The following is a 13,227-nucleotide window of genomic DNA, read 5'->3' as shown; positions in this document are numbered from 1 at the left end:
TTTGGGCGCGTATTTCTTGCTTCAGGAAGCTACCTTTTCAACTTTCCCGCGTACTGCCAAAGTCATTTTCTGAACTATCCATGAGCACGACCGACAGCGCAGCTCCCCTCACCACCGACGTGGTGCTGATTGGAGCCGGAATTATGAGTGCAACTCTGGGGCTGATGCTCAAAGAGTTGGACCCCAGCCTGACCATCACCATTTTCGAGCGGCTGGATGTGGCCGCCGCCGAAAGCTCCGACGCCTGGAACAACGCCGGCACCGGGCACTCGGCCTTCTGCGAGCTGAATTACACGCCCGAAAAGCCCGATGGCACCATCGACATCAGTAAGGCACTCAAAATAGCCGAGCAGTTTGAGGAGAGCAAGCAGTTCTGGGCCTACCTCACGGAACAGTACAACGTGAAGGAGATTCAGCGCTTCATCAACCACATTCCGCACATGAGCTTTGTGTGGGGCCCCGAGAACGTGGAATACCTGCGCAAGCGCCACGCCGCCCTCACCCAGTCGGCGCTGTTTGAGGGCATGGAATACAGCGAAGACCGCGCCCGCCTGCAGCAGTGGATGCCGCTGGTGATGGAAGGCCGCGACCCGCAGCAGCCCGTGGCCGCCACCCGCATGGACCTGGGCACCGACGTCAATTTCGGCTCCCTGACCCGCGGCATGTTCCGGCTGCTGCAGGAGAAGCCCGGCGTCACGTTCCACTTCCATCACGAAGTAGACAAGCTCCGCCACAAGTTCGATGGGACGTGGGGCGTGAAGGCCAAAGACCGGAACACCGGCCAGGATGTGAAGGTGCGGGCCCGGTTCGTTTTCATTGGGGCCGGCGGCGGCTCGTTGCCGCTACTGGAGAAATCCGGCATTCCGGAAGCCGATGGTTTCGGGGGCTTTCCGGTGAGCGGACAGTGGCTGAAATGCACCAACCCGGCCGTTATAGCGCGCCACGAGGCTAAAGTATATGGCAAGGCCGCAGTCGGCTCGCCCCCCATGTCGGTGCCGCACCTGGATACGCGCATGATTGATGGCCGCAAAGAGCTGCTGTTCGGGCCCTACGCGGGCTTCAGCACCAAGTTCCTCAAAACGGGCTCCTACCTCGATTTGCCGGCTTCCATTCAGCTTAACAACCTGCGGCCCATGATTATGGCCGGCCTCAAAAACCTGCCCCTCACCAAGTACCTGATTCAGCAGGTACGCCAGTCGCCGCAGGACCGGGTGGCGGCGCTGCGGGAGTATATGCCCGAGGCACAGCCGCAAGACTGGGAGCTGGCCGTGGCCGGGCAGCGCGTGCAGGTCATCAAAAAAGACGAAAAGCAGGGCGGCGTACTGGAGTTCGGGACGGAGATGGTAACGGCCTCCGATGGCTCCATTGCGGCGCTGCTGGGCGCTTCGCCGGGTGCTTCCACGGCCGTCAGTATTATGCTGAGCCTCATTCAGAAGTGCTTTCCGCAGCAGGCAGCTTCGCCAGCCTGGCAAGCCAAGTTCCACGAGATGATTCCATCGTTCGGCCAGTCGTTGGCAACCAAGCCCGGGTTGGTGGCAGAGGTACGGGCGCGCACTTCTGCGGTGCTGGGCCTCGTGAAGGAAGTGGAATAAGCCGCCATGCTCCGGCACTAGCTGCTTACATATCGGCAGAAAACAAAAACGTCAGGCTGCGCGCAGCCTGGCGTTTTTACTTGCCCAGGCACTCCGTCACGGCTACTTTTTCGGCAGAAACACCTCGGCCAGCATACACCGGACACTGCCGCCCCCAATAGTTTCGATGGTCGGGATGGATAGCGGCAATAGGTCGGCGTAGCAACTCAGCACGTGGCGCTGCTCCGGCGTCAGGGCGTCGTGGGCGCTCTGCGATAGGGCCAGCAGTGTGGGGCTGCCAGTCGGCTGCAGCTCCAGCATGTTGCCGGCAAACCGCGCTACCTGCGCCAGCGAAACAGTCACTATTTCGTGCCCGCTGCGCTCCAATGAGTCCTGTACCAGAGCGCGCTCCGAGGCATCGGCAATACTTTCGAGGCACACTACTGCAAACCGCGTCCCGACGCACAGCATCACGTTGGTGTGGTAGATGGCGTGCCCCTGTGCATCCTGCGCCCGAAACGCCACGGGCCGGTACTGCAGCTGCGCGCACACTTCTTCAAGCAGCCCGGCATCGGTGCGGGCGGAGAGGCAGGCGTAGGCTACGCGGTGCACATGGTCGAAAACGATGCTGCCGGTTCCTTCCAGATACCGCCCGTGCTGCTCGCTGCCGGAAATATCCAGCACCTGCGAGATGCGGAAGTCGTGCGCAAGAGCTTCCAGAATATCGGGCCGGCGCTCGGCCCGGCGGCTGGGGGCGCACATCGGGTATAGCAGCACGCGCCCATCAGCATGAAACGTCACCCAGTTATTAGGAAACACAGCATCGGGCTTGGCGGGCGTTGGCGTGTCAGCCACTACCAGCACCTGCACGCCCCGGCTGCGCAGGCGCACGGCCAGGGCATCGAACTCGGCAAACGCCTGCGCCTGCACGCTGGCAGCATCCAGCCCCTGTATGTGCTGCTGAAAGGAGTTGGACGCGGCCGTTTCCGGGTTGAAGGCAAACCGGGCGGGGCGAACCAGAAGAACTGTGCTGGCAGATTGCATGGCAAAGGTGAGAATGTGCCGGCAAAGAAACAACCTGGCCGGCAGTTGGAATGAGTTGCGGGCCAACTAAGCGCCATGCCTGCCGTAAAGTTGACTTCCGCCTCCATCCTACTGTAGTGTATCACCCTCTTCCTGCCTGGGACTATCTGGACCTGAGCTCCCGCGACGACGTCTACTTTATCATCAACCGCATTCTGCGGCCACTGGCTTCCACGGAAGCGCAGAAAGCCTATGCCCTGATGCTGGACGCGGCCAAAGACCACGGCTGCCAGTACTGGCTTATTGATTTGCGCCGCGACATCAGCTTCCGGCCCGAGCTGCTCACTACGTTTTTTCCGCAGCCCGGCGACCAGCCCGGCAAGCTCACGTACCTGGCCTATCTGGTGTCGCCGATGCTGCTGGCAGAGCTGGAAAACCAGGGCAATCTGCCGGTTCCGGGCGACTACGACAAGCTGCCTTTCCGGGCAGAATTGTTTGTAGACGAGCTGGCGGCCCAGGAATGGCTGCTGGCCCATAACTAATCCGGCGCATCTTGCGGCAACTTACCCAGTAGCTCGTTCCTTTGCATCCGTATGGACATCCGCCCCCCTGGCTCCGCCTCTGGCTGGCGCCGCACTGCCTATAGCGTTATTTTTGAAGCCGACACCCCGGCCGGCCGCACATTCGATATTGCGGTGCTCGTCGCCATTGTGCTCAGCGTAGTGGCCGTGATGCTGGAGAGCGTGCAAAGCATCAACCTGCGGTACGGCACGGCTCTGCGGGCAATAGAGTGGTTTTTTACGGGCGTTTTCCTGCTCGAGTACATTGCCCGGCTGGTGGTGGTCCGGCGCCCTCTGGCTTACGCCTTCAGCCTGCTGGGCATCATCGATTTTATGGCCATTGTGCCTACGCTGGCCACGCTCATCTTCGCCGGAAGCCGCTACTTGCTTGTTATCCGGACGCTGCGCCTGCTGCGCGTGTTCCGCATCTTCAAGCTGGGCCGGTTCATGGGCGAAGGCGAGTTTATCGTGACGGCTCTGAAGGCCAGCCGCTTTAAGATAATGGTATTCCTGACGGCCGTGCTCACCCTGGTAACGGTAGTAGGCACGCTGCTGTACGTGGTAGAAGGCGGCAACAACGGCTTCACGAGCATTCCGAAGAGCATCTACTGGGCCGTAGTCACCGTCACCACGGTCGGCTACGGCGACATTTCGCCCGTGACGGTGCTGGGCCAGACGCTGGCTTCCATCCTGATGATTCTCGGCTACGCCATTATTGCGGTTCCCACCGGCATTGTATCGGCCCAGATGGCGGGCTCGCGGGTGAGTGCGCCGGCCTTCAAGCAGGTGGTATGCCACGTCTGCCAGGCCACCGACCACCGCCCCGATGCCGAGTATTGCTGGCACTGCGGCGAGAAGCTCTAGCGCGGCACACTCGTCAGAGCCGGGCGTCGCCATCCACCACAAACGACTTGAGCAGCACCAGCATACCTTCCTCTATCTCCGGCAAGGGCGCATTTAGAAACCGCGAGCGGTATGGGTCGATGTACCCGGCCAGGCGCATAAAATCGGGGCCCGACAGCTGCTGAAACCCCATAGACCAGTCGGCAAACACCTGCTTTTCAATCGGCCCATCGGCGAGCTTGAGCACCGCCGTGTGGCGCGGGTCCGCTACGATGCTGGCATACACCTGCTGCACCGGCTCCGCCTCCCCTTCCAGCACCTGCATAAAGCTTGCATTGCCATAAAGCAGCAGCCCCGTAATGCCCAGCCGCAGGTTGTTGGAGCGCGACTGCAGCAACAGGTACCGTAGCTCGGCCACCGTGGGCTGCCCTACTGCGGAGCTTTGATAAACAATGTGGTGCATAGCTACGCTACGGCATTGCGCGCTTGCAGTTGCTGCCGGCCCGCTATACTGGCCTGGCCACCGTGGCAGGCACAAAAAAAGGAGCATGCCGGCTGGCATGCTCCTTTGCTTCTTTCAGGAGAGAAAGGAGACTAAGCGCGACGTACTTTTACGGCGCTCAGGCCTTTACGGCCTTCTTCTACCTCGAACTCAACTTTATCGTTGTCGCGGATTTCGTCGATCAGACCGGTTACGTGAACGAATACGTCCTGGCCGGTGGCGCTGTTGTTGATGAAACCAAAGCCTTTGGTCTCATTGAAGAATTTTACGGTTCCTGTCTGCATGATTGCTAGGAAAAAGGGTGAATACGAAGCAACTGGCAGCGAAACTCTACTATTATTCAAAATGCGTGAATCAATGGTAGTGACACGAGGCAACTTGCCTTTAATGCTGTAAACGTACGTCTTATTTTCGGGATGCTCTGCTAGTAGAGCAACTTTAGAATAGTGAGCGGTCAGATTACGAGCTGCCAACGGGCCAACCGGCTGAAAGGTTCAGTTCTGCCGAAAACAACGGACCGTGGTGCCGGCCGGCCGCTCAGGGGTGCCAGCGTTTCAGCAGGCGCCGCAGGTTGTGCTGCAGGGCACTCGGGCTGAAACCGTGGCGCTTGAAGTCGATAGCCGTGCGGTTGGGGCCAATGGCGGCCACCGTGTGCATACCAGCCGAATACTCGGGGTGCAACGACGTCAGCTCGGCGGCGGGGCGCTCCACGTAAGTGGTCGGGGTCAGCTCCACTATTTCGTTGATGACCAGACTGCTGCCGTAGCCGCGGGAGTAGTTCTGGGCGGGGCGGTACAGGCGGCCCTCGTGCCGGAACGGCGTACCGCCGGGCCGGGCACAGCGCACATCCGTCAGCACCGGATTCTGGGCGTGCTCCTGCCAGGGGCCCTCCGGCTGGTCGGCGTAGGCAATGAACAGATTGAGGTTGGGGTCCCGGTCGAGGCGGGTGTACATCATCCAGTAGCGGCCTTCGTGCTCAAACAGCGTCGAATCGACGCCCGGTACGCCCGGCAGCAGCGGCTGGGCCGGCGGGGCCGGCTGCTGGCGCAGGTCGTAGCGCGCCACCTGCTCCGCCTCCGACGATTCCGGGATACAGTACGGCCCGTACAGGTACGGATACGACAGATGATACGGCAGGTCGAAGACCGGGGCGGGCTGCTCGTCGGGCTGCCACGGGTAGCTGAGCCGCGCAATGGTTCCCTGCCCGGTCCGGTAGTCGTAGCGCTCAAAATAAATCTGGGTCTGGCCGTTCTCCTCCCGGCCAAAGCAGTCGGCGTAGAAGACGTGGCGGTTGCGCAGCGGCGCCGTATTGATGGCCACTCCCTGCAGCAGCTGGGGCTGCAGAAACGCCTGAATCGGTTGCTCGATAACGCCGATATTCCAGAACTCGGCCTGCAGAAACAAGGCGCCATAAACCCGCTGCATGTTGCTAGACATCATTTTCCAGCCGAACACCAGCAACTGCCACGGCGCGGGCAGCTGCGGCTCCGCAACGCCTGCCCTGGCGGCACCGGCTGGCGGGTATTTCAACTGCCCGGCATCCAGGCGCAGCTGCTGGCACAGGGCAGCCGGCCAGTAGGCACTTTCGCCATACACCATATCGATGTTGCCGCGGTAGCTATGAAACTTGGTGCGGAAGTAGCCCTTTTTCAGTGGCACTGCCCGTTCCGGGCCGTTGGTAAGCCGCTGCAGGGCGGCTCCGGTGACCGGCTCGCGGTGGTAGATTTCCCAGAAACCCGACGGCGCCTCCCGCAGCCGGCTCACATCGGTGTGGTGGAAGGCCCAGATACCGTAGCGAGGCGTATCGAGGATGCGGCCCCGCACCCCTTTGAAGGCGAATTGCAGCACAAAGTCGAGTTCGTAGGCCGCAATGGCCCGCACGTCCTGCTCGGCTAGGTGCAGGTCTGCGGCCGACCAGCCCCGCTGCGGGGCACACGTAAAGCACGGAACCTGGCTGGCCCAGTCGCCGATGCAAACCCGGCGGGTAGCGGCGGGTTTGCGCAGCATCCGGCGGTAGCTGCTCCATAGCACCTGCTGCAGCGGTAGCCGCGGCTGCCCCTTCCCTTTTGCTCCGGCATCTTCCAGAATAAGCAGGGCCAGCGTCACGTTGGGTAGCGCCAGCAGCATTTCTACTGCCTGCCGCTGCCAGGCAGCCAGCGTTCTGCCCCGGCACATAATGCCAAAGCGGAGAGGAATGGGCGTTGCGTCCATAGAAGGTGAGGGGGCCGGTGGTGGCGGTGGCAGACAGAGGCACCAGACAAGGAATGCTTCTGCAGCGGAGCAGAGGAGGTGCGGGCAGCGTTTTCAGTTGAGCAAGTGCCGGCAGGCACTACCTGAAAAAGAACAGGAAGATACCGTTATCAGACATCATTGTCAATCGCAATTGTCTTTTATTTATAATTTATTGAAACATATACCACTATATCCCCCATTTGACTGACACTAGTGAGGCAGCGCCTACAGCGTCTTCGCCGCGCCGCGGAGTAGCTGGAAACTGACAAGCTGGGGTGGTGACAACATTCGGGCGCTGTTGCCGGTACTACTGCCATCCGCCGGCAATCCTTCCCCTCTGCAAGGCGCACCGGAACTACGTACACCCTCTTCGCTGATGTCGATAGAACCCCATAGCCAGCCCACGGGCACCATACATTCTGCACCCGCTACTATTGTACTGGCCGGCGCCACCGGCGCGCTCGGCCTGTTGATTGCGCACCACCTGCGCCTGCGCGGAGCCGCCGTGCGGGCTCTGGTGCGCCCCGGCGCCCGCGGCAAGGCCGAAGCCGCTTCGCTGCAGCTGCAGGGCGTGGAGGTAGTGGAAGTGGAGTACGACAACAAAGCCCAGCTAACCCAGGCCTGCACCGGCGCCAGCTGCGTGGTTTCGGCGCTGTCGGGGTTGCGGGCGGTGATTGTGGACGCCCAGACCCAGCTGCTGGAAGCGGCCGTGGCAGCAGGCGTGCCCCGCTTCATTCCGTCAGACTTCTCCGCCGACTTCACCCGCCTGCCCGAAGGCGCCAACCGCAACTTCGATTTGCGCCGCGAGTTTCACCGGCGGCTCGATCAGGCTCCGATTCAGGCTACTTCCATCCTGAACGGCATGTTTATGGAGCTGCTGAAAGGCCAGGCGCCGCTGGTGCAGCCCGGAATCGGGCGCATCGTGTACTGGGGCGACGCCGACCAGCTGCTCGACTTCACCACCATGGTAGATACGGCCGCCTTCACTGCCGCCGCCGCCCTCGACCCGACCACGCCCCGCTACCTGCGCGTGGCCGGTGATGTGCAAAGTATCCGGGGCCTGCAGGCCAGCGTTTCGGCAGCTACCGGGCAGCCGTTTAAATTGCTGCGGGTCGGCAGCCTGGGCTTTTTGGGCACCATGATCAAGCTGACCAAAACCCTGGCCCCCTCCCCTACGGAGGTGTTTCCGCCGTGGCAGGGCATGCAGTACCTGCACAATATGCTCAGCGGGCAGGCCAAGCTGGAAGCCCTGGACAACGCGCGCTACCCGGATATTCGCTACACCACGGTGCGGGAGCTGCTGGCCGAAAAGCGCGGACTATAGCCTACGAGCCGGGCTGCGGCGGCACGGGCTCCAGGGAAGCCAGTGCCGCCCGCAGCCGCTTGCTGCTGAAGCGGAAACTGACAGTAACAGTCCCGCAGCGAATGGCGGTGGTGTAGGGAGTAGACCACAGAAACGTGTGCTCCTGCACCGGCCCAAATGCCGACCACGGCAGCAACAGCGGCGGGTGCCCCACAAAGAATATCGCCCAGGTAGTCAGGTACAGACCCTGCGGGGTAATCCCGGCCCGGGCGGCGTTTTTGTAGTTCGCCGTACCAATCAGCAGGTAAGTAAGGGTTTCCCGGTCTACGGTGGCGGGCACTCCGGCCACGGCATACATACTGGCCAGGCGGCTCCAGCCCATGCGGGAAATCAGGAAGACGACCAAACACCAGAACGCCCCGAAAGCAGGTACAAACAACAGCGGAAGCCAGGGTACAATAGGATGCATAGCCCGGCATACGTGCTAGCGGCCGCTAAGGTGCCGCCAGCACGTATGGGCCCAGGCCGTTATTCCGCTTCGGAACGCCGCAGAGCAGCCGGAAGCAGCTCTGCCACGAATACCGCCGCCACACGTTGTACCAGTGCCTGTTGGCAGAATAGCTGCGGGTGGCGGTGATGTTGCTGAAGACCAGCACCACGGCCAGCAGTAGCAGCACGCCCAGCAGCACCGACGAGGCCCCGAACGAGCCGACGAGCAGCCTGGTATCGGAGGGACCGAACACATAGCGGTTCAGCAACCCAATCAGCCCGATATGCAGGATACGCCAAGGCTGCCGGCCTCGGTTCAGGATTAACTGGCGGGATATCGGGAAACGTTGTTACGACATCAGCCCGGCACGCATGCAACAGGCCTTGTCAGGTGCGCAATAGGCATTGCCACCTGTGCCATGTGCATTGTCACCCCTGCCATGCTCATTGTCACCTCTGCCATGTGCATTGTCAGGCCTACCGTACGCATTGCCACCTCTGCAAAACGCTTTGCCACCAAGGCAATACGCTTTGCCACTTGTACAATGAGCATTGCCACCAGCGCAACAGGCAATGTCAGGTGCACAACGGCCATTGCCAGATGCGCAATAGGGTTTGCCGCCTGCGCTATGGCCGTTGACACTCCCGCGACAGGCAATGACGGGTGCGCTACAGCTTCGGCCGAGGCTGTTTGAGGCTGGGGCTTTGGGGCAGCTGCCTGAAACGAAAGCGCCGCCCTGGTTTCCCGGGGCGGCGCAGTATCGGGTTGCCGCTGGTGCGGCAGTGGCGGACCAACAAAGGCCGTCATGCTGAACTTGTCGAAGCGTCTCTACCGCTTCGGAGCTGTGCCAGGCCTGTTGATTAGCCAGAGGTAGAGATGCTTCGGCAAGCTCGGCATGACGGCCTTTACTATTGCCGGTCTTTCCGGCTGGCAGCTGCTACAGCTTGATGCCCTGCGCGGCCATGGCCTGCTCCTGCTTGGCCTGGTTAGCCAGGAACCCGGCGTGCTGCTCCGGCGTGCGCTCGGTGCCGAGGCTGGCCAGCTGCTCACGCAGCTTGTCGGCGGGCAAATCGTTGCAGTAGATGGGGCCACCGGGCTGCTGCCGCCACGATTCGCGCAACGTGCCCGCGTCGATGGCGTCGTAGCCCAGCTCCTCTACCAGCTGCATTACCTTTCGCTTGGCGGCGGCATCATCCGAGGCCACGGGCAGGGCAACGCGGCCGGGCGTGCCGGCGGGCTTCCCGGGCTGGGCAAGGTGGTCGGCGAGGATGTTGTTGAACACCTTCACGACGGGGCGGCCCAGGTGCTGCTGCACCCAGCCGCTTTCGGTCAGGTCGCCGGTTTCCAGCTCCGGCAGCTGGCCGTCGCGCAGCATGGGGTAGTAGTTGCTGGTATCGATGATGGGCGTCTCGGCCGGCACATCTTTGAAGAGGTCTTTAGGCAGGTCGGGAATTTTCTTGAGCGGGATGGTCACCACGATAAGGTCGGTGCCGCGCTGGGCCGCTTCCTCAGTCGTGACGGGCGTAGCGCCCGTTTTCCGGGCCAGGTCCTGCAGCGTCTCGGGGCCGCGGGAATTGGCAATGTAAACCGAATGGCCGAGGCTGGTGAGCCGCCCGGCGAGGGCGCTGCCGATGTGGCCGGCGCCGATGATTCCGATGTTCATAAGTTGCGTTGTTTGGTTCGCGCGCCGGTGATGTGCCGGTGCAGGGTGATAAACAACGGAAGTGGGGGTTTTGCTTTTTTGTTGTTGGGGGGTTAGAACGAGCAACGCCACCGGAGCGGGGCTCGGGCGGCGTTGTATTAGTTTGTTGAGTAAGATGCAATGGGGTAACAAGGGCAAGAGCAACAGACTCGCACCAGTTGAGATGTCAATTATCCAACAATGTCTTCAGCTCTTTTACTATATCGTCTAAACTATGTATAGATGAATTTAATGCGACTTTGTCTGCAAGAGTTGGGCTTTGTGCTACAACTTCGTCTCTAGTGACTTTATGCCAGATTGGAAGAATCACCTTTGTCCCACGCATTTCTCTTGCAACAAGCCCATCTAGTTCGTGCTGAGGCCAATTTTTCTTAAAAAAATTAGACGACAAGATAACTAGGCCAAACCTAGAGCTTTTCAGCCCTTCATCTATTTTTCTGCGCAAACTATCACCAATCCTCATAGAATATTCGTCGTACCAGACTTCAATTCCTGATGCAGTTAGCTTTTCAGCCAGTGGTCTTACAAACTCTTCTTTATCTTCTGAAGCATGAGATATAAACAAGTCGTACTGTTTAACCTCATCATTTAATGAAATAAAACTATCATTAGGAGTGTAACTGGCTTCTACAAGTTGATTCAGCAACCTCTTCTGCTCATCAATATCAAATTGCAAACTCCTTCTATAATCATCTTGTTCTCTTTTTAACTTCTCCCGCTCTGATTGTTGTATTTTGCTTTGCTTATCAATCTCCCTCTTTTCGGCATCCTGTTGCTTTTTACGTTCTGCTTGCTGTTCCTTTATAGCTAGCTGTCTATTAGTTGCAATAGCGGCAGACTTCTCAGCAAGCTTCCTATGATGATCAGCAATTCTTGTCCTTATACTTACTAGATCATTTTGCTTACTACGTATTTGACTCTGCTTACTTTGTAAAGTTGAAATAGAAGTGGTTGATGTAATAGATCTATTTATTGACTCTATTTCCTTTTGTTTATCAATATCTCTCTTGGTTTCGTCTGCAATCTTCTTCTGCAACTCAGCACTTTCTTTTTCCAGTTTTGCTACTTGCGAGTAGTAGTATGTTGAAGTCATGACCTTAGTTTATGCAGTTTTAATGATGTTATTTCCCATCCTTTTTGTTCGCAACCAATTTTGCCACTTCTAAAAATGACTCTAAAACTTTAGGATCAAAGCTAGATGTATCTAGCGAACTAAACGAAGAACTTCGATCTATATTCCAATGCTGAAAAGCTTCCTTTAGGTCAGGCCATGTTGCTTTTGCTCCATATACCTGTAGAAAAAATTTACCGAATGAAATAGCATGAAGTCTATCCGAACATTTCAATTCTTCAGAAACATAAGATCTACCTAAAGTAAAAGCATATTTTGCACAAGCACCTAAAAGACCTATTACAATAATATTTTTCAATGTCAGCAATGCAAATCTAACCCATTCTATACTCGCCATAGAACTAACTTCAGCTATAGTAAAAAATGCTGCAACTGCACCACCAACCAGAGATATAAAACCAACAACATACCAGCCTATTCCCAAATTACGATTTCTACTTTCTGCCGATTTCAATGTACTTATAGCTTCATCTATATATTTTGGAGCATTATATTCTATCTTCTGAGCAACTTCGCTCTCATTCTGTTCGACAGCAGCTCTTGCGCCAGTAAATGCAGTAATTGCTCTTTCAATTTCAAAAATAGTATGATCTACATTCCTATCGTCAGATCTAGCCACCATGATATCACGTAATACTGGCGGAATATCAATATTATCAAGTAAAATAGGAATTACTAACATTTTACCATTTAATTGAGCAAAAGCTCTGGCAGCACCGATTTCACTTAATACATATGAGGAGTTAACCGCACTTTTTGATATGAGAGCAACAAATGCATCAGCCATCTTAAGGCCATCTGAAAGAATTTTTCTCCAATCCTGGCCTGGCGCTAAGCTCTCTACATCAAAAGTGATATCATGCCCGTTATTTTTTAGTCGGTCAGCAATTTCACGAGCAAATTCAGCATCCTCATGGTTATAAGATATGTAGATGTTCATCATGTTTACTTTTTAAGTACCAAGCGTAATCTTTACACTATTTTTTATTACGCCCGTCCCGGAATCTTCGCTCCGCGCTCCTGGGCTACCTGCTGGGCCAGCTCGTAGCCGGCGTCGGCGTGGCGGAAGACCCCCATGCCGGGGTCGGTGGTGAGCACGCGGCGCAGGCGCTCGGCCTTTTGGCTACATACTAGCTATTTCTTTTGTCAGGCTTCGATGTACACCACGCAGTTTATGCATGTTAGTTTTATGGCCGTCCTCGTAATAGATTATATGCTGCATAAGAGCAGATAACGCATTTTGTAGCTTATCAGCACCGAAATCAGCTGATATTCCCTCTAGAAAATAATTTGTAGCATATACACTGAGGCCTCTCTTGTACACTTGTCCACTCATCATTTTAAGGAATGCATAAACGAATGCATATGCAGTTGACTCTTTTAGCTTATAGTGGTTAGCTAAGTATTTCGCTGCCTCAGAAGCTGACATTTCATTGGCATATGTTTTTTTAGCGTACTCAAACGCTTTGTGAATTTGCTCGGGCGATACAGACATTGAGGTGAGTAAAATTAAATGAACAGTAAACCTTATTCGGACAGTTTGGGGAATTTATCGGGCGCGTAGAGGCGCAGGGGACTGCGCACGCGTAGGTTGTGCAGCCCGCAGGCGACCACGATGACCGTGTCGCGCCGCCACTGGCCGCGCAAGCGCAGCGTGTCCTGTACCATGCGCAAGCGCTTCATTCCGGTGGGCATGCTCGATGACCACGCGTAAGGGGCTCAGCAAGTGGTTGTACAGCTGCTGAGCGAAGGTCAACTCCCGCTTCGGCGGCTTCTTGTGGGGCATCTCCACCACCACGCCGGCCGGGGTATGGCCCACCAGACCCAGGTCCTGACGCAGTACACTGCCTGGCGGCAGGCAGAGCGGGT

Annotated in this window: 15 protein-coding genes and 1 pseudogene; 4 read left to right on the top strand and 12 right to left on the bottom strand. The window is 57.4% G+C overall.

What is annotated here, in order from left to right:
• The first annotated feature begins 80 nt into the window (after positions 1 to 80).
• A complete protein-coding gene (locus BUE15_RS16600; RefSeq protein WP_073287663.1) occupies positions 81 to 1,592 on the top strand; it encodes a malate:quinone oxidoreductase in 1,512 nt (503 codons plus the stop codon).
• A gap of 102 nt (positions 1,593 to 1,694) precedes the next feature.
• Here the strand turns inward: BUE15_RS16600 and ctlX are convergent, their stop codons facing one another.
• Entirely contained in the window at positions 1,695 to 2,615 is a 921-nt protein-coding gene (ctlX, locus tag BUE15_RS16595) for a citrulline utilization hydrolase CtlX (RefSeq protein WP_073287661.1), read from the bottom strand.
• Positions 2,616 to 2,731: 116 nt separating this feature from the next.
• On the opposite strand from ctlX, the gene BUE15_RS16590 reads away from it, so the two are divergent.
• Together BUE15_RS16590 and BUE15_RS16585 are read left to right on the top strand one after the other, a co-directional pair.
• Complete coding sequence (locus tag BUE15_RS16590) at positions 2,732 to 3,136, top strand: hypothetical protein (RefSeq protein ID WP_073287659.1); 405 nt, start codon at positions 2,732 to 2,734, stop codon at positions 3,134 to 3,136.
• A 51-nt stretch (positions 3,137 to 3,187) separates the two neighbouring features.
• Positions 3,188 to 4,018 carry an ion transporter gene (locus BUE15_RS16585; RefSeq protein WP_073287657.1) on the top strand — a complete coding sequence of 277 codons (831 nt, stop codon included), beginning with the start codon at positions 3,188 to 3,190 and terminating at the stop codon, positions 4,016 to 4,018.
• A 13-nt stretch (positions 4,019 to 4,031) separates the two neighbouring features.
• Here the strand turns inward: BUE15_RS16585 and BUE15_RS16580 are convergent, their stop codons facing one another.
• The 3 genes from BUE15_RS16580 to BUE15_RS16570 form a co-directional block, all read right to left on the bottom strand.
• On the bottom strand, positions 4,032 to 4,460 hold the full coding sequence (locus tag BUE15_RS16580) for a BLUF domain-containing protein (RefSeq protein WP_073287655.1): 429 nt from the start codon (positions 4,458 to 4,460) through the stop codon (positions 4,032 to 4,034).
• A gap of 131 nt (positions 4,461 to 4,591) precedes the next feature.
• On the bottom strand, positions 4,592 to 4,783 hold the full coding sequence (locus BUE15_RS16575) for a cold-shock protein (RefSeq protein ID WP_073287653.1): 192 nt from the start codon (positions 4,781 to 4,783) through the stop codon (positions 4,592 to 4,594).
• 253 nt (positions 4,784 to 5,036) lie between these two features.
• Positions 5,037 to 6,710: a glucosamine inositolphosphorylceramide transferase family protein gene (locus tag BUE15_RS16570; protein WP_073287651.1), complete on the bottom strand. Its 1,674-nt coding sequence runs from the start codon at positions 6,708 to 6,710 to the stop codon at positions 5,037 to 5,039.
• A 397-nt stretch (positions 6,711 to 7,107) separates the two neighbouring features.
• On the opposite strand from BUE15_RS16570, the gene BUE15_RS16565 reads away from it, so the two are divergent.
• A complete protein-coding gene (locus tag BUE15_RS16565) occupies positions 7,108 to 8,055 on the top strand; it encodes an NmrA family NAD(P)-binding protein (protein ID WP_073287649.1) in 948 nt (315 codons plus the stop codon).
• Between the two features lies 1 nt (position 8,056).
• Here the strand turns inward: BUE15_RS16565 and BUE15_RS16560 are convergent, their stop codons facing one another.
• The 8 genes and pseudogenes from BUE15_RS16560 to BUE15_RS22050 all read right to left on the bottom strand — a co-directional run bounded on the left by BUE15_RS16560 (position 8,057) and on the right by BUE15_RS22050 (position 13,041).
• Positions 8,057 to 8,503, bottom strand: a complete 447-nt coding sequence (locus BUE15_RS16560) for a hypothetical protein (protein ID WP_139252364.1) — start codon at positions 8,501 to 8,503, stop codon at positions 8,057 to 8,059.
• 25 nt (positions 8,504 to 8,528) lie between these two features.
• Positions 8,529 to 8,777 (bottom strand): hypothetical protein, encoded by a 249-nt coding sequence (locus BUE15_RS16555; RefSeq protein WP_139252363.1) that lies wholly within the window; start codon positions 8,775 to 8,777, stop codon positions 8,529 to 8,531.
• Positions 8,778 to 9,461: 684 nt separating this feature from the next.
• A complete protein-coding gene (locus BUE15_RS16545; RefSeq protein ID WP_262987468.1) occupies positions 9,462 to 10,298 on the bottom strand; it encodes an NADPH-dependent F420 reductase in 837 nt (278 codons plus the stop codon).
• 94 nt (positions 10,299 to 10,392) lie between these two features.
• On the bottom strand, positions 10,393 to 11,319 hold the full coding sequence (locus BUE15_RS16540; RefSeq protein WP_073287639.1) for a TIR domain-containing protein: 927 nt from the start codon (positions 11,317 to 11,319) through the stop codon (positions 10,393 to 10,395).
• Positions 11,320 to 11,347: 28 nt separating this feature from the next.
• Positions 11,348 to 12,301, bottom strand: a complete 954-nt coding sequence (locus tag BUE15_RS16535; protein ID WP_073287637.1) for a toll/interleukin-1 receptor domain-containing protein — start codon at positions 12,299 to 12,301, stop codon at positions 11,348 to 11,350.
• Positions 12,302 to 12,345: 44 nt separating this feature from the next.
• A pseudogene (locus tag BUE15_RS21705) lies at positions 12,346 to 12,468 on the bottom strand (hypothetical protein); the annotation flags it as partial.
• A 13-nt stretch (positions 12,469 to 12,481) separates the two neighbouring features.
• Positions 12,482 to 12,853 (bottom strand): hypothetical protein, encoded by a 372-nt coding sequence (locus BUE15_RS16525; protein ID WP_073287635.1) that lies wholly within the window; start codon positions 12,851 to 12,853, stop codon positions 12,482 to 12,484.
• Positions 12,854 to 12,885: 32 nt separating this feature from the next.
• Complete coding sequence (locus BUE15_RS22050) at positions 12,886 to 13,041, bottom strand: hypothetical protein (RefSeq protein WP_170865158.1); 156 nt, start codon at positions 13,039 to 13,041, stop codon at positions 12,886 to 12,888.
• Between the last annotated feature and the right edge of the window lie 186 nt (positions 13,042 to 13,227).

It is taken from the genome of Hymenobacter psychrotolerans DSM 18569 (genome assembly GCF_900142395.1).
Classification (GTDB): domain Bacteria; phylum Bacteroidota; class Bacteroidia; order Cytophagales; family Hymenobacteraceae; genus Hymenobacter; species Hymenobacter psychrotolerans.
Note: the sequence above shows the minus strand (reverse complement) of the source record. Positions and strands in the feature narration are given on the sequence as shown.